Genomic DNA, 21,011 nt, shown 5'->3' on the forward strand with positions numbered 1-21,011 from the left:
GCCTAGCGCGGATTCACTTATCGAGTTGTTTGAACGGACTTTGCGTTCCTCTGTTGCCTACCAGAACTTCAGATGTGGTCAGTCCCAGCGCCACGAGACGCCCATGACTCCCCGCGGGACGTCGCGGGCGGCCAGGTGCACCGAGCGGTCCCGGGTGATCGGCAGCTCGCTCTCGACGCGCTCGGCCGAGAACGGCTCGCGGCGGAAGCGGTGGCAGCGGGCCGGCATGGCCGACACGTCGAAGTGCACCGACGCGACGTAGCTGTCGGCCGGGTACCGGAACCCGCGCCGGTGGTCGTGGCTGGGCACCGGCGAGTCCAGGCGGAACTCGTACTCCAGCAGGTGGGTCTCCCCGGCGCGCAGCTCGCGGTCGAACAGCAGCTCGGCCACCACCACCGGGGACGCCGAGTGCCTGCTGACCCGGCCCAGCCTGCAGTTCTGCCTGGCCGCGGGCACCAGCGCGGCCGGATCGCTGCCCGGCTCGCCGCGCAGGACCGCCAGGTACCGGTCGGCGCCCTGCTCCAGCGACCGCAGCACCGCGCGGGTGCGGATCCGGCGGATGGTCCGGTCCGGGCCGACGGTGACGACGTCCTCCTGGGAGAACACCCGCAGCTGGCGGTCGGAGGGGCCCAGCACCGGCTCGATGGCCTGGGTCAGCGGCGCGGCGGGTTCGAGGATGCCGTCGTAGCGGCGGTAGCCGGCTTCGCGCTGGGTCCACCGGCCGCGCGGGCGGGGCGGTCCCAGCAGCGCGGTCAGCGACTGGGCGGGCAGGTCGAGGATGTGCTCGATCACGCGAAGCGCGCGCAGGGAGTCGGTGCGCTCGGGGCGGCTGCGGCCGTGCTGCCAGTAGCTGAGGCTGGCGAGGCTGAGCTTGATGCCGCGGCGGGCCAGCCGGACGCGCAGCGCCTCCAGCGTGAGACCGCTGTGCTCGATCGCCGCTCGCAGCGCCAGGTGGAAGGGGCCGGAGCGGAGCAGGGCGTCGAGCTCGGCCCGGGAACTCTCGCGCGTCGCGGCGGTCATCGCCGACCTCCTCGGTGTGCTGCTCGTCGCGGGAACGGCCGTCGGAGGTCAGGTTATTCACGGACCGGTTCGCCCGGGTTCTGGTGAATTCCCGGTTCTCCGCCGCGGGAGAGGTTTGCGCTGCGAGCGAGGGGCGTGGTGGTGCGCGACTGGCAATTACGCGGTTCTGCACCTACGGGCTCTTGCCGCAGAGGTGGTACTCCCAGCCGGTTCCGGGCGTGTAGTGCAACTCGTAGTGGGTTTCGATCTTCGGGCCGTCGTGCAGGTGGATGTGGCGAAGCAGGCGGCCCGCGACCGCCTCGGAGTCGCGGAGGTCCTGGGTGCGGCCGTCGAGCGGCCCACCGATGAAACGAACACTGCGGTCGAGCATCCGGCTCTCCGTCTTCTGGCGGGACCGCGCGGGTCCGAACGGGCGGTGTCGAACTCCCATTGTCGCTAACCGGATGGGTTGCTGCGATGACCAAAAAGGGCCTTATGCATCGCGGATCGCGGGCGCGGTGCACTCGAACGGAGCAGTGCGGGCCATCGCTGGACCGGGTGGCCGGGGATTACGGTCGGCGGGGTGATCAGACGAGCGGTGCTGCCCGCCGCCTGCCTCGCAGCGCTCGCCGGTTGCGGCGCTTCGGGGCCGGACCCGGAGGTCGTGGCGGAGGCTGCGCAGCTGACCGGGGTACGTGTGCCGCCTGGGGCGGAGGTGCTCGGGGCGCAGTGCGAGCGCGGGCAGGACGTTATGTGCAAGATCGCCGTTGCGGTGGGGCCTGGGGACGTTGAGGCGTTGCTTGGTGCGTCCGGGGTGGTCGTCGCGTTGGAGCCGGGGCGGGCCGTCTCGTTGCCGCCGGTCGACGGCGTCGCGGTGGGGGCTGACGTCGCTTCCGCGCAGGAGGAAGTCGGGACCGGGGCTTTCCGGGAGATCTTGGTGGACCGGAGCGATCCTGCGCGGTCTGTGCTGCACGTGTGGGGGTACACGACCTGAGCCCGGTTCGCGCCGATCCGACCCCGACTGCGGGGGGCGGAACCTGACCAGGGACGATCGGGGGCACGATGACGCTCACCGACCAGCTCCCCGAGACCCCCGAACCGGACGCCCTGCTCGACGCCTTCACGGCGTGGACCACCGAGCGGGGCATCGAGCTCTACCCGGCGCAGGAAGAGGCGCTGATGGAGGTCGTGACCGGGGCGAACCTGATCCTGAGCACGCCCACGGGGTCCGGCAAGAGCCTGGTCGCCACCGGCGCGCACTTCGCCGCCCTCGCCTCCGGCCGCCGCACCTTCTACACCGCGCCGATCAAGGCGCTGGTCTCGGAGAAGTTCTTCTCCCTGGTGGAGGTCTTCGGCGCGGCCAACGTCGGGATGATGACCGGCGACAGCAGCGTCAACGCCGACGCGCCGATCATCTGCTGCACCGCCGAGATCCTGGCCAACATCGCGCTGCGCGACGGCACCGCGGCCGACGTCGGCCAGGTCGTGATGGACGAGTTCCACTTCTACGCCGAGCCGGACCGCGGCTGGGCCTGGCAGGTGCCGCTGCTGGAGCTGCCGCAGGCGCAGTTCGTGCTGATGTCGGCGACGCTCGGCGACGTCACCCGGTTCCGGGACGACCTGATCCGCCGCACCGGCCGGGAGACCGCGGTCGTGTCCTCGGCCGAACGGCCGATCCCGCTGACCTTCCGGTACGCGATGACCCCGCTGCACGAGACGATCGAGGAACTGCTCGGCGGCAACCAGGCCCCGGTCTACGTCGTGTACTTCAACCAGGCGTCTGCGCTGGAGCAGGCGCAGGCGCTGATGAGCATCAACGTCGCCACCCGCGAGCAGCGGGACCGGATCGCCGAGGCGATCGGCGACTTCCGGTTCACCGCGGGTTTCGGCAAGACGCTGTCCCGGCTGGTCCGGCACGGCATCGGCGTGCACCACGCCGGGATGCTGCCGAAGTACCGGCGGCTGGTCGAACAGCTCGCGCAGGCCGGTCTGCTCAAGGTCATCTGCGGCACCGACACCCTCGGCGTCGGCATCAACGTCCCGATCCGCACGGTGCTGCTGACCGGGCTCACCAAGTACGACGGGGTCCGGACCCGCCACCTCAAGGCGCGCGAGTTCCACCAGATCGCCGGCCGGGCCGGTCGCGCGGGTTACGACACCGCGGGCTACGTCGTGGTGCAGGCGCCCGAGCACGTCATCGAGAACGAGCGGGCGGTGGCCAAGGCGGGCGACGACGCGAAGAAGAAGCGCAAGCTGGTGCGCAAGAAGGCGCCCGAGGGCTTCGTGTCGTGGAGCGAGAAGACCTTCGAGAAGCTGGTCGAGGCCGAGCCGGAGCCGCTGACGTCGAGCTTCGTGGTCAGCCACTCGATGCTGCTCAACGTGATCAACCGGCCCGGCAATGGGAACGGTGACGCGTTCACCTCGATGAAGCACCTGCTCACCGACAACCACGAGGACCGCCCGGCCCAGCGCAAGCACATCCTGCGGGCCATCGCGATCTACCGCGCGCTGCTGGCCGCGGGCGTGGTGGAGCGCCTCGACGAACCCGACGAGCAGGGCCGCCGGGTCCGGGTGACCGTGGACCTGCAGTTCGACTTCGCGCTCAACCAGCCGCTCTCGCCGTTCGCGCTGGCCGCGATCGAGCTGCTGGACGCCGAGTCGGCGTCCTACCCGCTGGACGTGCTCTCCGTGATCGAGTCCACTTTGGACGACCCGAGGCAGGTGCTGTCGGCCCAGCAGTTCAAGGCCCGCGGCGAGGCCGTCGCGCAGATGAAGGCCGACGGCATCGAGTACGACGAGCGGATGGAGCTGCTGGAGGAGATCACCCACCCCAAGCCGCTGGAGGAGCTGCTGGGGGCGGCCTACGAGATGTACCGCAAGGGGCATCCGTGGGTGGGCGAGCACGAGCTGTCGCCGAAGTCGGTGGCCCGCGACATGTACGAGCGGGCGATGAACTTCGTCGAGTACGTCAACCACTACGGCCTGGCCCGCTCGGAGGGCCTGGTCCTGCGCTACCTCGCCGACGTCTACAAGGCGCTGCGCCACACCGTGCCCGACGACGCCAAGACCGAGGAGCTCACCGACCTCATCGAGTGGCTGGGCGAGCTGGTCCGCCAGGTCGACTCCAGCCTGCTCGACGAGTGGGAGCGGCTGCGCAACCCGGCGCTGGAAGGCGCCGCCGGAACGCCGGTCGACGAGGGCCCGGAGCGGATCACCGCGAACAAGCGGGCGTTCCGCGTCCAGGTCCGCAACGCCCTGTTCCGCCGGGTCGAGCTGGCCGCCCGCCGCCACACCGACGAGCTGGGCGCGCTGGACCCCGACCTGGGCGCCGACGGCTGGGCCGACGCGCTGGACGAGTACTTCGACCAGCACGACGAGATCGGCACCGGCCCCGACGCCCGCGGCCCGGCGCTGCTGATGATCACCGAGGGCGAGTCCAGCTGGACCGTCCGGCAGATCTTCGACGACCCGGAGGGCGACCACGACTGGGGCTTCAGCGCCGAGGTCGACCTGGCCGAGTCCGACGAGGAGGGCACCGCCGTGGTCCGCGTGACCTCGGTGGACCAGCTCTGAGCTGGTGGGCGGCTGACCCCCCGACCGGCCCAACACCGGTCCCGGCAACTGGTGGCGTCGCCCGAACAGGTGCCATACGATCAACGCGGTTCGTCCCGGAACGTCCGATAGGTGCGGCTGAGCGCGCCGAAGGGAGTTCGATCATGGCGAAGAAACCGCAGACGGTCGTGGCCGGTATCGACGGCTCCGAGGAGTCGGTCAGCGCGCTGCGCTGGGCCGCCGAGTACGTGGAGCGGGTCGGCGGCATCCTGCACGCGGTCACCATCTGGCACCAGCCGGTGCAGTTCGGCTACCGGCTGCCCACCCCGGACACCGAGCTGGAGCGGCGCGCCCGGCAGTCGCTGGACTCGACCGTCGAAGCGGTCCGGGGCGAGTTCCCCGGCGTCGACATCCGGCCGCGGCTGGTGCGCGGGCAGGTGATCGACGAGTTCGTCGGCATGTCCGAACAGGCCGACCTGCTGGTCCTGGGCAACAAGGGGCACGGCGCGTTCACCGGCATGATGGTCGGTTCGGTCGCGCTCAAGCTCGTGCACCACGCCAAGTGCCCGGTCGTCGTCGTCCGCTGAGGACCGCGCCTTTCCACTAGGCTGGCGGTGGACTGTCGGGTCGGGGCTGGACAACGGGAATCTGGTGGCATGCAGCAGGTCGAGGACCTCACTATGTTCGGCATCGGCGGATGGCGTTGGCTCAATCCACCGGAGAACTGGCTCTCCTACGCGGGAATGACCGCGACCACCGACAGCGGCACCGACTTCTGGCGCACCACCCACTACGGGTTCGTCCGCGACACCGGCCACGCGCTGCTGCGCCGGGTCGGCCCGGAATTCCGCATGACGACCAGGTTCTTCGGCGACTACCGCGAGCAGTACGACCAGGCCGGCCTGCTGCTGCGGCTCGACGAGAACAACTGGATCAAGACCGGCATCGAGTACGTCGACGGCGAGCAGCTGCTCAGCGCCGTGGTCACCCGCGAGGTCTCGGACTGGAACGTGGTGCCGCTGGAAACCCTCCACGGCAAGGTCGAGTCGGTGACCATCGACCTCCGGCGCACCGCCGACACCGTCACCATCCGCTACGCGCCGGAGGGCGGCGAACCGGAAACCCTGCTGCGGCTGGCGTACTTCCCGCCGGGCGGCGACGCCGAGGCGGGCCCGATGTGCGCGTCGCCGGACGGCAGCGGCTTCCCGGTCCGGTTCGCCGAGCTGTCGTTCTCGGAGAGCTGAGCCTCACCCGTCGAACTCGGCGATGGCGCGCTTGGTCGCGCCCATCCGCCACGCCTGCTCCAGCAGCCCCGCCACCTCGTCCCAGTCCGGGTCGGCGGCCAGGTCGACGCCGACCCAGCCCTTCGGGCCGAGGTAGGCGGGGACGAAGTAGCGCGTGGCGTCGGCGGCGACCAGGCTCTCCTGCTCGCCCGGCGGCGCCTTGACCCACAGGGCGAGCCTGCCGTCGCCGTGGTGGTCGGCGAGCAGCCACGCGAAACGCTTGCCCCGCAACAGGAATCCGGTGTGCCCGTGGGAGTCGTCCGGCTCCGTCCCGGGCAGCCGGGCGACCAGGTCAAGCAGCTTCGCCCGCACCCGCACCCGGTCGGCCTCGTCCCAGCTCATGTCGCCACGGTAGCGCCTCAGCGCCGCCAGGCCGCCTCGCGCAGCAGCCGCAGGCCGTTGAGCCCGACCAGGACCGTCGAGCCCTCGTGCCCGGCCACGCCCAGCGGCAGCGGCAGGTGCCCCACCAGGTCCCAGACGACCAGGACGGTGATGAAGGTGCCCGCGATGACCAGGTTCTGCTTGACCAGCCGCCGGGCCCGCCGGGACAGGTCGACGACCCTGGGCACCGCGAAGAGCTCGTCGCGGACCACGACCACGTCGGCGGTCTCCAGCGTCAGGTCCGATCCGGCCCGGCCCATCGCCACGCCGCTGTGCGCGGCGGCGAGCGCGGGCGCGTCGTTGACGCCGTCGCCGACCACCATCGTCGGGGCTCCTTCACGCACCGCCGCGACCTTGTCCTGCGGAAGCAGGCGCGCGCGGACCTCGGTGATGCCGACCTCGGCGGCCACCCGTGCGGCGGCGCGCTCGTTGTCGCCGGTGAGCAGCACCGGCTCGGTGCCGGTCAGCTCCCGCAGCGCGCGCACCGCTTCGGCGGCGTCCGGGCGCAGGCGGTCGGAGATGCTGAGCGCCCCGGCGTGCACGCCGTCGACCACGACCACGACGACCGTGTGCCCCTCGGCTTCGGGCTCGCTGTCCGGGCGGGTGACCTCGACCAGCTTTCCGGAGACCTGCGCCGAAACCCCGTGGCCGGGCGTGGCCCGGAAGCCCTCGGCCGCGGGCACGTCGAGTCCCCGCTCCTTCGCGGCGGCCACGATCGCCCGCGCCAGCGGGTGCTCGCTGAGGTTTTCGGCGCCCGCGGCCAGCGCGAGGACGTCGTCGGCGTCGTGGCCCGCGGCCGGGCGGACGGCGGTGACCACGGGCGTGCCCTCGGTGAGCGTGCCGGTCTTGTCCAGCGCGACCCGCTCGACCTCGCCGAGCCGTTCCATCGCGATCGCCGACTTGACCAGCACGCCGTGCCTGCCCGCGTTGGCGATGGCCGACAGCAGCGGCGGCATGGTCGCCAGCACCACGGCGCACGGCGAGGCGACGATCATGAAGGTCATCGCGCGCAGCAGCGAGCTCTCCAGCGAGTCGCCGAACAGCAGCGGCACGGCGAACACCGCCAGCGTCGCGGCGACCACGCCGACCGAGTAGCGCTGCTCGACCTTCTCGATGAACAGCTGGGTCCTGGCCTTGGTCCGCCCGGCTTCCTCGACCAGCGCGACGATCCGCGCGATGACGGTCTCCGACGGGTCCCGGGTGACCCGGACGCGCAGCGCACCGGAGCCGTTGAGCGTGCCCGCGAACACCTCGTTCCCGGCCGCCTTCGGCGCGGGCAGCGGCTCACCGGTGATCCCGGCCTGGTCGACGTCGCTGGCCCCGTCCACGACCTCGCCGTCGGCGCCGATCCGCTCACCGGGCCGGACCACGATCACGTCGCCGACGCGCAGCTCGGCCGCGGCGACGGTCTCCTCGCCGTCGGCGGTGACCCGGACCGCGGTCTCGGGGGCGAGGTCGAGCAGGCTGCGCACGGAGTCCTCGGTGCGGGCGGTCGCGTAGGCCTCCAGCGCGCCGGAGGTGGCGAAGATGACGATCAGCAGCCCGCCGTCCATGACCTGGCCGATCGCGGCGGCGCCGATGGCAGCGACGATCATCAGCAGGTCGACGTCGAGGGTCTTCTCGCGCAGGGCGCGCAGGCCCTCCAGGGCGGGTTCCCAGCCGCCCGCGGCGTAGCCGGCGAGGTAGAGCGTCCAGTGCAGCCAGGCCGGGCCGCCGGAGAGCTCGGCCGCCAGGCCGAGCAGGAACGCGAGCAGCGAAGCTGCGGCCCAGCGCGCTTCGGGGAGCGCGAGCAGGTTCCGGCGCGTGGGCGCGGCGGAGGCCGCGCGTTCGACCGCGGGGTCGATGAGCGTCGACATCGGGGCATCCTTCGTCGGTCGGGGAGCGACGCGGCCGAGAATACATGAACACCTGATCAGTCATTCATATGTCGGGCGACCTCTAGACTGCGGGCATGGGTCACGGAGTCGATCGCCAGGTCAAACCCGCCGCACGGCTGGACGCGGCGTCGGCGGCGTCGGTGGCCGAGACCCTGCAGGCCCTGGCGACGCCGTCCCGGCTGCTGATCCTGAGCCGCCTGCGCCAGGAAGCGATGTCGGTGACCGACCTCGCCGAGGCGGTCGGCATGGAGCAGTCCGCGGTCTCCCACCAGCTGCGCCTGCTGCGCTCGCTGGGCCTGGTCACCGGGAACCGCTCGGGGCGCAGCGTCGTGTACTCGCTATACGACAACCACGTGGCCCAGTTGCTCGACGAGGCCGTCTACCACATCGAGCACCTGCGCCTGGGACTCGCCGACTGACTACGGCCGGGAGAGCACGCGCTCCGGTGCCAGGACCGCGACGCGCTGTCACCGTCCATTATGGACAGCACGTCCCGCATGCCAACCGGTTGCTGCGGTTGGACAAGCGTGATCAGCAGCTGGACTAGCGGTCGTGGGCACGCCGAACTGCTCGGCGGACCGATTCCATTTCCGCGATCAGTTCCGGGATTTCCCGGAGCCTGTGCGCGGCGGAGTCGAGCAGGTGAGCCGCTTCGTTGACGTCGCGCAGCTTGCGGGCGGCGCTGTTGAGGGCGATCGCGGACTCGTCCAGGTTGCGAAGCCGATGAGCGGCGCTGTCCAGCACGTCGACGGCACCGGGGCTCAACCCCGGACGGCGGGCGGCTTTGATCTCGTCGACGAAACCACGCAGAACCCCCGCGGCCTCGGAATCCACCTCCTGGAGGCGATCGAGGGCATCGCTGATCTGAGCGTCCCGGGATTCCACCGCCTCGGCGAGGATTTCTTCCAGCCGGCTCTCGGTCACGCCCCGCAGACCCGCCAGCGCCTCGGTTTCCGGCGCCTCACGCTCCTGTTTCCAGCGGAGCAGGAGATCCGCCGGGCGTTCCTCCTCGCCGACCACGGCGGCGTGCGGTTGGCACAGGAGGACGAGGTTCGCGAAGGAATCGCGCTCGACGCTTGGCATGTTCGGCTTCGACCGAGGCCCGTCACCGGACGTGCGGATGTGCGCGATCCGCAGGTTGAGCTTGGGGCGGTCGTTGACGAACACCAGCACGGGCACACCGCACCCAGGCCAGTAGCAGCTTCCGCGGGACAGTGAGATCAGGCCGTCCCGGTCACCGGTTCCAGAGTTTCGATCGGCCATCGGACCTTCTTGAACGTCGCAGCCCGGTCAGGAACAAGCGGGAACGGTAGCCCCCGCTGCATCGATCCTGACAGGTCCATCGGGGTGACGCCGCCGGTGTGTTCGAACCACCGGCGGCGCCGCGACGTTCAGCTCAGCCCGGTGATCTGGCCGAGGTCGTCGATGTCGATCCGTTCGGCGGCGGGTTGCGAGCCGAGGCCCGGCATGGTGCGCATCTCGCCGCAGATCGGGTAGATGAAGCCCGCGCCCACCGAGGCGCGGACCTCGCGCACCGGCAGCGTCCAGCCCGTCGGGGCGCCGAGCAGCTTCGGGTCCGAGCTCAGCGACAGGTGGGTCTTGGCGATGCACACCGGCAGGTTGCCGAAGCCGTTGGCTTCGTAGTCGGCCAGCGCGCGCTTCGCCTCGGGCTCGTAGGTCACGCCGTCCGCCCCGTACACCCGCGTCGCGATCGTCTCGATCTTGGTGCGCAGGTCCGCCGAGTCCGGGTACAGCAGGCGGAACTGCGACGGTTCCTCCGCCGCCTCGATGACCGCCTCGGCGAGGTCGAGCGCGCCCTTGCCGCCCTCGGTGTAGTGGTTGCTCACCGCGACCCGGGCACCTTCTTCTTCGGCGACCTGCCGGATCGCGTCGTGCTCGCTGGCGTAGTCGGTGGGGAAGGCGTTGACCGCCACCACCGGGGAAACGCCGTGCAGCCGGATGTTCTCGATCTGCTTGCGCAGGTTGTCCGCTCCTGCCAGCACGTCGTCGGGGTTCTCGGCCAGCATCGCGCTCGGCAGCGGCCTGCCCGCGACCACTTTGTACCGTCCTGAGTGCGCCTTGAGCGCGCGCACCGTCGCCACCAGCACCGCCGCGTCCGGGCGCAGTCCGGAGGTGCGGCACTTGATGTTGAAGAACCGCTCCGCGCCCATGTCCGCGCCGAAACCTGCTTCGGTGACCAGGTAGTCCGAGCAGCGGCTGGCGATCCGGTCGGCCACCACCGAGGAGTTGCCGTGCGCGATGTTGCCGAACGGGCCCGCGTGCACCAGGACCGGCGTGTTCTCGGTGGTCTGCATCAGGTTCGGCTTGATCGCCTCGCGCATGATCACCGTCATCGCGCCCGCCGCTCGCAGGTCCTCGGCGCTGACCGGGGAGCCGTCGCGGGTGTAGCCGACCACGATCCGCCCGAGCCGCCTGCGCATGTCGCGCAGCGACGTCGACAGCGCCAGCACCGCCATGACCTCGCTGGCCGCGGTGATGTCGAAACCGGTCTGCCGCGGCGATCCGTCGGCCCGGCCGCCGAGTCCGGTGACGATGTTGCGCAGGTCCCGGTCGTTGATGTCGAGCACCCGGCGCCAGGTGATGCGGTGCTCGTCGATGCCGAGCTGGTTGCCCTTGTGCAGGTGGTTGTCCAGCATCGCGGCCAGCAGGTTGTGCGCCGCGGTGACCGCGTGCATGTCGCCGGTCAGGTGCAGGTTCAGCGCCTCCATCGGCACGACCTGGCTGTACCCGCCGCCCGCGGCACCGCCCTTGATCCCGAACGTCGGCCCCATCGACGGCTGCCGGACCGCCACCGCCGAGACCTTCCCCAGGTGCCGCAGCGCCTGCCCGAGGCCGACCGTGGTGGTGGTCTTGCCCTCGCCCAGCGGTGTCGGCGTGATCGCCGAGACCACGACGTACTTGCCCTGCGGGCGCTCGGCGAGCTCGTCGATGGCGTCCAGCGAGATCTTCGCGACGCTGTGCCCGTACGGCTCCAGCAGGTGCTGCCCGATGCCCAGCTGCGCGGCGACGTCGTCGAGCGGCTTGAGCGCGGTCGCGCGCGAGATGTCCAGATCGGATGGCACGTTCACGCGGGAACCTCCCCGAGTCGGGCGACCAGGTCCTGGCGCCACTGCACGGTTTTCTCGATCTCGTTGAAGGTGAAGAAGTGCCAGCCCGCGATGCCCGCCGCCGGATCGGTCAGGCACGGAGCCAGCCCGTCGAACAGCTCCTCCGGGGTGTACCGGGTGAGCAGCTTGGTGACCACGCCGTGCTGCTTGCGCGCGAAGCGCATCGACTCGCCGAGCCCGATCTTCAGCGAGATCCGCAACAGCCGGTGCAGGTCGACCACGCCCGGGACTCCGATGTGGATCGGCAGCTCCACGCCCCGCGCGCGGACGTCCTTGATCCAGGCGGCCAGCGTCGCCGGGTCGAAGCACATCTGCGACACGATGTAGTCGGCGTGCTCGGCCTTGTCCGCCATGGCCCGGATCGTGGTGGCGTCCGGGATGAGCGCGTGCCGCTCCGGGTAGCCGGTGATGCCGACGCGCGGCGGCCTGCGGCCCAGGTCGTCCAGGGCGCGCAGCAGCGACAGCGCGTCCGGGAACCGCCCGGCGGGTTCGGGCGAGTCCCCGGCCACGACGAACAGTTCGGTCAGGCCCAGCGCCTCGAACCGGTCCAGCACGGACGCCAGGTGCGCGGTGTCGGCGACCAGCCGCGCCGCCAGGTGCGGGACCACGTGGTAGCCCATGTCCCGCAGCCGGGCGGTCAGCTCGAAGGTCGCGTCCAGGCCCTTCTTCGGTGACGAGGTGACGGTGACCGTCGTGCCCCCGGGCAGCGCGGAGACCTGTTCGGCGGCGCCGCGCAGCGGCAGCACCTCGAACCGCGCGTTGGCCAGCTGCGCTTGCAGCTGCCTGGTGCTTTCGTCCATCGCCGTCCCCCCGGTTCCGCTACGCCGAAGCCTGCTCGAGGCGCTTGGGGATGCTCTTGCTCGGGTCCAGGAACGGCTTCTCCACCACAACCGCGTCCTGCCTGCCGTGCTGGGTCTCGACCACCAGCTCGGTGCCGATCCCCTGGTAGGCGACCGGAACCATGGCGTAGCCGATGTTGCGCTCCAGCCGCGGCGAGTAGCAGGCCGAGGTGACCTCGCCGATGCGCAGCCCGTGCGGGTCGTGCACGTCGAAGGTGTCGATCATCTGGCCGTCGTTGAAGGACCCGACGCCGGGCCCGCCGATCTCCACGCCCACCAGCTTGCGGGAGACGCCCTCGTTCTTGATCCGGGTCAGCGCCTGCTTGCCGATGAAGTCGGCCTCCTGGTCGAGGTCGACCATCCACGTGGCCTCGAAGCCGTAGCCGACCTCGAAGGGGTTGGTGTCGTAGGTGATGTCGCAGCCCCAGGACAGGATTCCGGCTTCGATGCGGCGGATGTGGCACGGCCCGATGACCCGCAGGTCGTGCGGCCTGCCCGCCTCCCAGATGGTGTCCCACAGCTTCACGCCGTCGCGGCTGGCGTTGTGCAGGTAGATCTCGTAGCCCAGCTCGGCGGTGTAGCCGGTGCGGGAGACGACGACCTGCATGCCGTTGAGCTCGCGGTCCACGGCGTAGTAGTAGGGAACGTCCAGGATGGACTGGCCGAACAGGTCGACCATCACGTCCCGGGACTTCGGGCCCTGGATCTGCACCGGGCCGACGTCGGGTTCGCTGATCCGCACGTCCATCCCGAGGCTGTGCGCGAGCCCCTTGGCCCACAGCAGCACGTCGCTGTCGGCCAGCGACAGCCAGAAGTGGTTCTCGCCGAGCCGCAGCAGCACCGGGTCGTTGATGATGCCGCCGTCCTCGGCGGTGACGAAGACGTACTTGCACTGCCCGACCTTGCACTTGTTCAGGTCGCGCGGGACGAGCATGTTGGTGAACTCGAACGCGTCCGGGCCGGTGATCTCCACCTGCCGCTCCACACCGACGTCCCACAGCGTCACGCCTTCCAGCAGGTGCCAGTACTCGGCGACCGGGTCGCCGTAGTGGCGGGCGTGGTAGGTGTGGTTGTACACGCTGTACAGACCGACCCCGTGCCGCCGCGAGGCGTAGAAGAACGGGGACTTGCGGAGCCTGGGGTAGAGCAGGACTCCCGGGTTCGGGTTGATGGCCATGGGGTTGTCCTCCAGGGGTTTCGGGGGTGCGGCGGACCCGCACCTCGGATGTCCGGGCGCTGTTGTCGACTGGGAGGGCCGCTTGCTCAGCGGCGCGTACTGGTCATCTCGGGGTTGAGGACCGGGTCGGCGACGATCGCAGCCGGATGTCGCCGGTCGAAGTGGGACACCCGCGACGGGGTGCCCGGTTCGGACAGTTCCGCGGGCGGCCACACGCGGGCGAGGCCGGCGCCGGCACAGGGGCCGGTGAAGCCGACCGCCTCGTCGGGACCGAGCGGTCCGGCCTGCACGCCCCAGCCGGTCGCCGGGCCGGGCTCGCCCTCGACCAGGATCTGCGCACCCAAATCCATCGCTGCACGCCCTTGGATCCTCTTGGCTTTGTTGCGCCTACGACAACTGCCTTCGTATATCGCAACAGTGCTCTTCGATCTCGGTGTGCGTCAAGTCACATGGGGACCGATTTTCTGGATCTACCCCGAAAGGGGATCACCGTTGCCCCGGAACGAGGATCCCGGCCACCAGCAGCACTCCCAGCAGCATGATCACCAGCAGCAGCGCCAGTCCGTAGTGGCGCTTGGTCCGGCCCGGCATCCGGTGCAGCGCCACCACTGCCGCCAGCAGCGCGACCGCGCCGATGGGGGCGAGTGCCCGCCAGGCGCGGTCGACGGTGTCCAGGGGCATGAAAGGGTCGGCCCCGTAGAAGGACAGGACCAGGGCCGGAAGTCCCAGTCCGGCCGCGGTGGCCGCGGCGATGAGGTTGAACCGCTGCTGCGCCTCGGCGTCCTGCGCGACCGCGACCGTGGACATGCTGCTGAGCAGCGAGTGCAGCCGCGCGGCCTCCTGCTCGGTCTCGGTCTCGATCGCCCGGCAGTGGTCGAGCGTCCGGCTGTGGAGCGGGGACTCGCCCGCGTCCGGGGACAGCCAGACCCACAGGTCCTCCCTGACCGCCTCCCGGGCGGTGTCGACCGCGCGGTGGAAGGCGATCGACAGCTCGATCAGCTCGGCCAGCAGCGGGCGCAGCCTGCGTTCGCGGCGGTCGGCGAGCTGGTCGGCCAGCTGGCGTTCCAGCTCGTAGCGCAGGGCGCGGATCTTGGCGATCTCGTTGCGGGAGGACTCGGCCACCGCCTTGGCCAGCTGCGCGGCCATCGCCTCCGCGTCGCCGCCGATGTCGTGGGCCGGCTCGGAAAGCGTCCCCGGCAGCGCCTCGGCGACGGGCTCCGGCACGTCGTCCCGCTGCCGCCAGCCCTGCTCCTCCGACCACGCCGACGACGGCTCCAGCGTCAGCTCGGGCGGCTGATCCGCTTGCACCGCAACGCGAACCCGGCCGACGACCAGGGTCCGGGAACCGGGCTCACCCAGCAGCCGCAGCAGCGGGACGCCCCGGAAGGCGCCCGCGGGCGCCGGGCTCGCGCCCACGCGCACCGCCGCGCGGACTCCTGCGCCCGGGGTTTCCCCGGCGAACACTGGTAACTCGGCCTCGAACATGGCCGGAGCCTATGTCGATCTTGGTCCGGTTCGGGGCGGAACGGCGTCAGATCACGTTGCGGATCGCCTGCTCGAAGTGGTCGACGTGGGCGACGGCGATCCGGTCCGCGCGCTCGCCGTCCCCGGTGACGACGGCGTCGAGCAGCTCGGCGTGCTCGCCGACGTGCTCGGTGACGTCGGGCAGCCGCTCGAAGAACAGGCACCAGATGCGCAGGGACAGGTTGTAGTACTGGCCGAGGGTGCCCTCCAGGTAGCGGTTGTGGGTGCAGCGGTAGATCGCCCGGTGCACCAGGGTGTCGACCGACATGATCGGCTCCTGCTCGGCGGAGACGTCCCCGACGATCCGGCGCAGCTCGGCCAGCTCCGCCCGCTCCTCGTCGGTCGCGCGCTCGGCCGCGCGCCAGGCGGCGTGGCCCTCCAGCCTGCGGCGGACGTCGGCGATCAGGGCGTGGTCGGTGATGTTGACCTCGGTGACGAAGCTGCCCCGGCGCGGGTAGATCGCGATCAGCGACTCCGACTCCAACCGCTTGACCGCCTCCCGGAACGGGGTCCGGCCGATGCCGAGCTCCCGGGTCAGCGGCTCCTCCTGGACCGGGGAGCCGGGGGGCAGTCGCAGGGTCAGGATCAGGTCGCGCAGCGTCAGGTAGGCGCGTTCGGCCTGGGACCGGCCCTCGTTTCGGGAATTGACCGCAGCGGACACGGCCCATACCCTACCCTGAAGACTGACATATCAGTCGTCTAAGAGTCACACATGAGTTCTCCTCCGACTCCGAGATGGGCCCGGTGCTGCCATGAGACGACTGCACTCCGGAGGCCGCATCGACCGCACCCGGCCGTTGCGGTTCTCCTTCGACGGCGCCGAACTCCTCGGCTACCAGGGCGACACCCTCGCCTCCGCGCTGCTGGCCAACGGCCGGATCGAGGTCGGCGCGTCGATCCACCGGGGCAGGCCGCGGGGGATCCTCACCGCGGACGGCACCGAGCCCAACGCCGTGGTGCGGGTGCTCGGGGCGGGCCAGGAGCCGATGCTGCCCGCGACCGAGGTCGAACTGTGCGAGGGCCTCGCGGCCGAGAGCCTTTCCGGGGCAGGCCGGCTCGGCGGCGAGGTGCATGACGAGACGTACGTGGACGCCGACGTCCTGGTCGTCGGCGCGGGCCCGGCGGGTCTGGCCGCCGCGCTCGCGGCCGGGCGCAGCGGTGCCAGGGTGGTCCTGGTCGACCAGGGGCGCGAGCTCGGCGGCGCGCTGCTCGACGGTGCCGAGCAGATCGACGGCCGCCCCGCGACGGCGTGGATCTCCCGCGCGGTGCGGGAGTTCGTCGAGACGACCGAGCTGCGGGTGCTGACCAGGGCGACCGCGGTCAGCTGCTCCGACCGGAACCACGTGCTCATCGCCCAGCGCCGGGGCTCGGGCAGCCGGCTGTGGCACGTGCGCGCCCAGCGGGTCGTCCTCGCGACCGGGGCGCAGGAGCGGCCGATGGTCTTCGCCGACAACGACCGGCCGGGCATCATGCTCGCGTCGGCGGTGCGCCGGTACCTCAAGCGCCACGCCGTGCTGCCCGGAAACGAGATCGTCGTCGCCACCACATCGGACAGCGCCTACCTGACGGCGCTGGACCTGATGGCGGCGGACGCGCGCGTGCACGCCGTGGTCGACACCCGGCCGCAGCCGCCCGAGCACCTCGCCGCGCGGGTGCGGGCCGCGGGTGCGCACGTGTACGCGGGGGCGGCGGTCGTCGGGACGACCGGGGAGCGCCGGGTGGCATCGGTGCGTGTCGCCGAGATCGACGACGGCTCGATCACCGGTGATGTCCGCGAGATCGCGTGCGATCTCCTGGCGGTGTCCGGGGGCTGGAACCCGGCCGTCCAGCTGCACTGCCAGTCCGGCGGTTCGCTGCGTTGGGACGGGATCGTGGCCGGGTTCGTGCCCGAGGACGGCCCGGCGAAGGTGATCGGCGCCGCGCGCGGGACCTACGACCTGGCCGGATGCCTGGCGCAGGGCCTCGCGGCCGGTGCCGCCGCCGCGACCGCCAGCGGGTTCCGGGTCGCGGCGCCTCCGGTGCCCCCGGTGTCGGGCGACCGGACGCCGGCCCGGCCGCGTCCGCTGTGGATCACGCCGGGGGAGTCCGGTGATCCGTCGCAGTGGCACGACCATTTCGTCGACCTGCAACGGGATTTCACGGTCGCCGACGTGTGGCGCACGATCGGCGCCGGCGCGGTCGAGCAAGTCAAGCACTGCACGACTATCGGGAATCCGCTCGGATCCACTGTGGACGTGTCAGCGCAGGAGGAGTTCCGCGCCAGCTGACGGGGCCGCCGGCAAGTTCGATGCCGGGGGCGGACTCAGGCCAGCGGTTGCTGGAGCTCAGTCACCCACTGGTCGCGGTCGCCCTCGGTCGACAGGTACAGCTCGCGGGTGAGGCCGACCGGGCGGTACCCGTTGTCGTCGATCCAGCGCGCGAGCGTCTGCACGGTGGGCAGCACGTCGTTCATGTTTCCCCGGTGCACGATCGTCGCCGCGCTGCCGATCCCGGGCAGGTCCACGATGTCGAAGTCGTGGGTTTCCCGGGGGGCGTCGGCGACCTGGACCCCGGCGTGCACGAGGATCTGCTCGTCGTCGGTCTCCTCGTAGTAGGCGACGGTCGGTCCGGCCGGCCGGACCCCGGCCGCGGCCAGCCTGCCGAACAGCTGCTCGTACAGCGGCTGGATGACCGGGCCGATGTCGTCGGGGCCGAAACTCCCCGCGGTTCCGGTCAGCTCCGCCAGCCGGACCGACGGAACCTGCTTGACCACGATGTCGTCGGTGGGCATGCGTCCCTCGTTCTCGATCGTCCGGAGCCTCGCCTCGACCCGGGTGAGCCGCGCGCGGTCGGCGGCGAGCGCGGCCTCCAGCTCCGCCTGCCGCAGCCGCAGCATCCCCCGCAGCTGTTCGACGCTGACGTTCTCGTCGAGGATCGCCGCGACCTGCTGGAGGGTGAACCCGAGGTCCTTGAGTGCGATGATCCGGTTGAGCCTTGACAGCTGCGAGGCGTCGTAGGAGCGGTACCCGCTCGACGGGTCGACGTGTGCGGGCCGCAGCAGCCCGAGCGCGTCGTAGTGCCGCAGCATCCGCACGGACACCCGGCCGTGCCTGGCGAAATCTCCGATGTTCAACATGACCTCTCCACTGCACGGCCTGCCACAGTGTGAGAGTCAAGGACCTGTCGTGCCCGATGCCCGTTTTGCCCGACAGCACAAGCGTTTTGTTGCGAATGACGGAACGAGGGGTAGTATGTGCAACGGAACCGCGGCAATGTCAAGGGGGCGTGCGGATGGTTGACGATTTCCACGCCCGGAACCGATACGGTTGACCCGTGGGTAACGGAGAGGCAGCGCACGGGAGGAGCTCCGGGGCTCTGGTCCAGTCCGTCGACCGGGCCGTGACGGTTCTGGAACTGCTGGCGCGCAACGGGGAAGCCGGCATCACGGAGATCGCCGGTGAGCTCGGCGTGCACAAGTCGACCGCGTCCCGGCTCGTCAGCGTCCTGGAGGCCAGGGGGCTGGTGGAGCAGCTCGGCGAACGCGGCAAGTACGCGATCGGATTCGGCATCGTCCGGCTGGCCGGTGCGGCCACCGAGCGGATGGACCTGTCCCGGCTGGGGCGGCCGTTCTGCGACTCGCTGGCCGCCGAGCTCGGCGAGACGGTCAACCTCGCGGTCCGGGACAACGACGTCGCCATCAACATAAGCCAGGCCAGGGGCACCGCGTCGGTCACCGCGCACAACTGGGTCGGCCAGCGCACGCCGCTGCACGCCACCTCCAGCGGCAAGGTCCTGCTCGCCCACGCCCCGGTCGAGGACCAGGAGGAACTGCTCGCCGAGGAGCTGGAGCGCTACACCGCCCGCACCGTCACCGACGCGGGCGAGCTGCGCAAGGACTTCAAGCTCATCGTCCGCGACGGCTACGCGACCAGCTACGAGGAGCTGGAACTCGGCCTCAACGCCGCCGCCGTCGCCGTCTACAGCTACGACGGCGAGGTCATCGCCGCGCTGAGCGCGTCCGGTCCCTCGTACCGGTTCTCCCGGCGGCGCATGCGCGAGGTGGTCGGTGCGATGACCGTCGCGGCCAAGGAGCTGTCGTCCCAGCTGGGCTACCTGGACGTCTGAGCGTCACGCCTGCCGCAGCGCCAGCTCTTCGAGATCGAGTTCGTGCATGACCCGCCGCAGCACCTCGTCGTCTATCCGGTGCTCGTCGCGGTACCGGACGAACACATCGCGCTCCGCGGCGAGCATCTCGATCAGCAGTCGCCGGTACGCCTCGGTCGGGCTCTCGCCGACCTCGTCGGCGGACCGCCCCAGCCGCTCCCAGGCCCGGTTCGTGCGGTGCTCGGACACCCGGCGCAGCCGGTCGGTGACGCCGGCGGGCGGCTCGGACTCCTCGGTCAGCTCGGCCAGCCGGTCCTGCGCGGCGCGTGCCGCGGCGTGCGACGCCTCGGCCTCGGCCAGCGCGTCGGTGTAGCTCTCCCGGCCGCGCACGCCCAGCTTGCGGATCACCCAGGGCAGCGTGAGCCCGTGCAGCAGCAACGTCGCGAGCGTCGCGAAGAACGCCAGGAACTGGACCGCGTCGCGGCTCGGGAACGCCGCGCCCGCCTCGGTGGTGACCGGGATGGCCGAGGCCGCGGCCAGCGACACGACACCGCGCATCCCCGCCCACGACACGACGAAGACGTGCTGCCACGGCTTCGGTTCCTGCTTGCCGGACAGCCGGGAGGGCAGGTAGAGCGTGGTCCACACCCACAGCCCGCGGGCGAGCACCAGCCCGGCGGTCAGCGCGAAACCGGCGACCACCAGCTGCCCCAGCCGGTCGCCCACACCGTCGACGACGGTGCGCAGCTGCAACCCGATGAGCGCGAAGACCAGCGCTTCGAGCAGGGTGTCGGCCGACTTCCACACGGCGCGGTCCTGCAACCGCGTCGCCGCGTCGGCCTCCGGAGTCCGCTTGCCCAGGTACAGCCCGGCCACCACCACGGCGAGCACGCCCGAGGCGTGGATCTGCTCGCCGAGCAGGTACACCGCGAAGGGGACCAGCAGGCCGAGCGCGCTCTCCAGCATCCCGTCGCCCATCAGGCTCCGGACGCGGTGCACGATCCAGCCCGCGGCGAGCCCGACCAGCAGCCCGCCCACGGCGGCGAGCAGGAACATCCCGGCGCCGGACAGCAGCGAGTACCCGGTGCCGACCACCGCGGCCACCGCGACCCGGTAGGCCGTGAGCGCGGTCGCGTCGTTGACCAGGCTCTCCCCGCTGAGCACCGTCATGATCCGCCGGGGCAGGCCCAGCCGCCTGCCGATGGAGGTCGCCGCGACCGCGTCCGGCGGCGCGACCACCGCGCCGAGCACGAGCGCCACGCCCAGCGACATGCCGGGCACCAGCCACCACGCGATCAGCCCGCCCACGAGCGTGCTGAACAGCACCAGCCCGAACGCCAGCAGCCCGATCGGGCGCAGGTTCGCCCGGATGCCGGCCGACGAGCTGCCCAGCGCCGCGGTGTAGAGCAGCGGGGGCAGGATGAGCATCAGCACGACCTCGGGGTCGAGCTGGTAGTCCGGCAGCCACGGCACGTACGAGACCACCAGCCCGACCACGACCAGCGTCAGCGGCTCGGACAGCCCCCACCGCCGGGCCAGCGCCGTCACCAGCAGCGACCCCGCGAACAGCGCCATCAACTGCGGCATCTGGTCCATGGCCCGGCCTCCGTTCGCTGCGCCGCACGCGTCCGAAGGCTAGTTTCTGAGCCGTCGTTGCTCACCACGAGCGGGAGGCGATCGCGATGGCGGCGAGCTGCGAACACCTGGCAACGGCGGGCGATCCGGAGCCGGGCACCCGCGAGGGGTGCGAGGACTGCCTCGCGATCGGCGTCCACGACTGGGCGCACCTGCGGTTGTGCACCGAGTGCGGGCACGTGGGCTGCTGCGATTCAAGCCCGAACCGGCACGCGACGGCGCACTTCCGCGCCACCGCGCACCCGGTCGTGCGCTCCTTCGAGCCCGGCGAGCACTGGCGCTGGTGCTACCTGGACGAACGCCTCGGCTGATTTTCTGGGGCTTCTCGGCTTGTTTTGCGTGGCGGTGCGGGTGGCGGAACCTCAGGCGTCCGCTGGCTGCGGGTTCTTTTTCCGACGTATGTCCAATACGACGGAAAAAGCTGTCCTCGCCAGCGAACGCCTGAGAACCCGCGGCGGTGCCGGTTGCGTGCTTGGGCTAAGCGGCTTCGCCGCTTGAAGACGATGGCTGGGTTGGGGGCGCGGAGCGCGTCC

Annotated in this window: 21 protein-coding genes; 8 read left to right on the plus strand and 13 right to left on the minus strand. The window is 71.2% G+C overall.

Annotated features, from left to right (window positions below; all coding sequences use genetic code 11):
• Window positions 1–78: 78 nt before the first annotated feature.
• A complete protein-coding gene (locus tag ABD691_RS00440; protein ID WP_344677277.1) occupies window positions 79–1,020 on the minus strand; it encodes a hypothetical protein in 942 nt (313 codons plus the stop codon).
• A 172-nt stretch (window positions 1,021–1,192) separates the two neighbouring features.
• Window positions 1,193–1,390, minus strand: a complete 198-nt coding sequence (locus tag ABD691_RS00445) for a hypothetical protein (protein WP_344677278.1) — start codon at window positions 1,388–1,390, stop codon at window positions 1,193–1,195.
• A 192-nt stretch (window positions 1,391–1,582) separates the two neighbouring features.
• Between ABD691_RS00445 and ABD691_RS00450 the strand changes: the two genes are divergently transcribed.
• The 4 genes from ABD691_RS00450 (at window position 1,583) to ABD691_RS00465 (ending at window position 5,795) form a co-directional block, all read left to right on the plus strand.
• Window positions 1,583–1,993, plus strand: a complete 411-nt coding sequence (locus ABD691_RS00450) for a hypothetical protein (RefSeq protein ID WP_344677279.1) — start codon at window positions 1,583–1,585, stop codon at window positions 1,991–1,993.
• Window positions 1,994–2,061: 68 nt separating this feature from the next.
• Entirely contained in the window at window positions 2,062–4,572 is a 2,511-nt protein-coding gene (locus tag ABD691_RS00455) for a DEAD/DEAH box helicase (protein ID WP_344677280.1), read from the plus strand.
• Window positions 4,573–4,715: 143 nt separating this feature from the next.
• Window positions 4,716–5,138 (plus strand): universal stress protein, encoded by a 423-nt coding sequence (locus tag ABD691_RS00460; RefSeq protein ID WP_344677281.1) that lies wholly within the window; start codon window positions 4,716–4,718, stop codon window positions 5,136–5,138.
• A 69-nt stretch (window positions 5,139–5,207) separates the two neighbouring features.
• Window positions 5,208–5,795 carry a DUF1349 domain-containing protein gene (locus ABD691_RS00465; protein ID WP_344677282.1) on the plus strand — a complete coding sequence of 196 codons (588 nt, stop codon included), beginning with the start codon at window positions 5,208–5,210 and terminating at the stop codon, window positions 5,793–5,795.
• Between the two features lie 3 nt (window positions 5,796–5,798).
• Here the strand turns inward: ABD691_RS00465 and ABD691_RS00470 are convergent, their stop codons facing one another.
• Both ABD691_RS00470 and ABD691_RS00475 read right to left on the minus strand, forming a co-directional pair.
• Window positions 5,799–6,176 (minus strand): MmcQ/YjbR family DNA-binding protein, encoded by a 378-nt coding sequence (locus ABD691_RS00470; protein WP_344677283.1) that lies wholly within the window; start codon window positions 6,174–6,176, stop codon window positions 5,799–5,801.
• A 17-nt stretch (window positions 6,177–6,193) separates the two neighbouring features.
• Window positions 6,194–8,071: a heavy metal translocating P-type ATPase gene (locus tag ABD691_RS00475; protein WP_344677284.1), complete on the minus strand. Its 1,878-nt coding sequence runs from the start codon at window positions 8,069–8,071 to the stop codon at window positions 6,194–6,196.
• 95 nt (window positions 8,072–8,166) lie between these two features.
• Between ABD691_RS00475 and ABD691_RS00480 the strand changes: the two genes are divergently transcribed.
• Complete coding sequence (locus tag ABD691_RS00480; RefSeq protein ID WP_344677285.1) at window positions 8,167–8,511, plus strand: ArsR/SmtB family transcription factor; 345 nt, start codon at window positions 8,167–8,169, stop codon at window positions 8,509–8,511.
• Between the two features lie 124 nt (window positions 8,512–8,635).
• On the opposite strand, the gene ABD691_RS00485 is transcribed toward ABD691_RS00480, so the two are convergent.
• The 7 genes from ABD691_RS00485 to ABD691_RS00515 all read right to left on the minus strand — a co-directional run bounded on the left by ABD691_RS00485 (window position 8,636) and on the right by ABD691_RS00515 (window position 15,421).
• Window positions 8,636–9,112, minus strand: coding sequence for a hypothetical protein (locus ABD691_RS00485; protein ID WP_344677286.1), 477 nt, complete (start codon window positions 9,110–9,112; stop codon window positions 8,636–8,638).
• A 371-nt stretch (window positions 9,113–9,483) separates the two neighbouring features.
• Window positions 9,484–11,181: a formate--tetrahydrofolate ligase gene (locus ABD691_RS00490; RefSeq protein WP_344677287.1), complete on the minus strand. Its 1,698-nt coding sequence runs from the start codon at window positions 11,179–11,181 to the stop codon at window positions 9,484–9,486.
• Window positions 11,178–12,020: a methylenetetrahydrofolate reductase gene (locus ABD691_RS00495; protein ID WP_344677288.1), complete on the minus strand. Its 843-nt coding sequence runs from the start codon at window positions 12,018–12,020 to the stop codon at window positions 11,178–11,180. The genes ABD691_RS00490 and ABD691_RS00495 overlap by 4 nt, the downstream gene beginning before the upstream one ends.
• A gap of 19 nt (window positions 12,021–12,039) precedes the next feature.
• Window positions 12,040–13,236 carry a glycine cleavage T C-terminal barrel domain-containing protein gene (locus ABD691_RS00500; RefSeq protein WP_344677289.1) on the minus strand — a complete coding sequence of 399 codons (1,197 nt, stop codon included), beginning with the start codon at window positions 13,234–13,236 and terminating at the stop codon, window positions 12,040–12,042.
• A gap of 86 nt (window positions 13,237–13,322) precedes the next feature.
• Complete coding sequence (locus ABD691_RS00505; RefSeq protein ID WP_344677290.1) at window positions 13,323–13,586, minus strand: hypothetical protein; 264 nt, start codon at window positions 13,584–13,586, stop codon at window positions 13,323–13,325.
• A 136-nt stretch (window positions 13,587–13,722) separates the two neighbouring features.
• Window positions 13,723–14,721 carry a hypothetical protein gene (locus ABD691_RS00510; protein WP_344677291.1) on the minus strand — a complete coding sequence of 333 codons (999 nt, stop codon included), beginning with the start codon at window positions 14,719–14,721 and terminating at the stop codon, window positions 13,723–13,725.
• 46 nt (window positions 14,722–14,767) lie between these two features.
• Entirely contained in the window at window positions 14,768–15,421 is a 654-nt protein-coding gene (locus ABD691_RS00515) for a GntR family transcriptional regulator (protein ID WP_344677292.1), read from the minus strand.
• Window positions 15,422–15,512: 91 nt separating this feature from the next.
• Here ABD691_RS00515 and ABD691_RS00520 point away from each other — a divergent pair, with 91 nt between their 5' ends.
• Window positions 15,513–17,027, plus strand: a complete 1,515-nt coding sequence (locus ABD691_RS00520; RefSeq protein ID WP_344677293.1) for a 2Fe-2S iron-sulfur cluster-binding protein — start codon at window positions 15,513–15,515, stop codon at window positions 17,025–17,027.
• A gap of 35 nt (window positions 17,028–17,062) precedes the next feature.
• Here ABD691_RS00520 and ABD691_RS00525 read toward each other — a convergent pair whose 3' ends face one another.
• A complete protein-coding gene (locus tag ABD691_RS00525) occupies window positions 17,063–17,875 on the minus strand; it encodes a MerR family transcriptional regulator (protein WP_344677294.1) in 813 nt (270 codons plus the stop codon).
• A 197-nt stretch (window positions 17,876–18,072) separates the two neighbouring features.
• Between ABD691_RS00525 and ABD691_RS00530 the strand changes: the two genes are divergently transcribed.
• Window positions 18,073–18,864, plus strand: a complete 792-nt coding sequence (locus ABD691_RS00530) for an IclR family transcriptional regulator (RefSeq protein ID WP_344677295.1) — start codon at window positions 18,073–18,075, stop codon at window positions 18,862–18,864.
• 3 nt (window positions 18,865–18,867) lie between these two features.
• On the opposite strand, the gene ABD691_RS00535 is transcribed toward ABD691_RS00530, so the two are convergent.
• On the minus strand, window positions 18,868–20,439 hold the full coding sequence (locus tag ABD691_RS00535) for a Na+/H+ antiporter (RefSeq protein WP_344677296.1): 1,572 nt from the start codon (window positions 20,437–20,439) through the stop codon (window positions 18,868–18,870).
• Window positions 20,440–20,525: 86 nt separating this feature from the next.
• Here ABD691_RS00535 and ABD691_RS00540 point away from each other — a divergent pair, with 86 nt between their 5' ends.
• Complete coding sequence (locus ABD691_RS00540; RefSeq protein ID WP_344677297.1) at window positions 20,526–20,789, plus strand: UBP-type zinc finger domain-containing protein; 264 nt, start codon at window positions 20,526–20,528, stop codon at window positions 20,787–20,789.
• Window positions 20,790–21,011: the final 222 nt, after the last annotated feature.

This window comes from Saccharopolyspora taberi (genome assembly GCF_039534165.1).
In the GTDB taxonomy this organism is placed as follows: Bacteria; Actinomycetota; Actinomycetes; order Mycobacteriales; family Pseudonocardiaceae; genus Saccharopolyspora_D; species Saccharopolyspora_D taberi.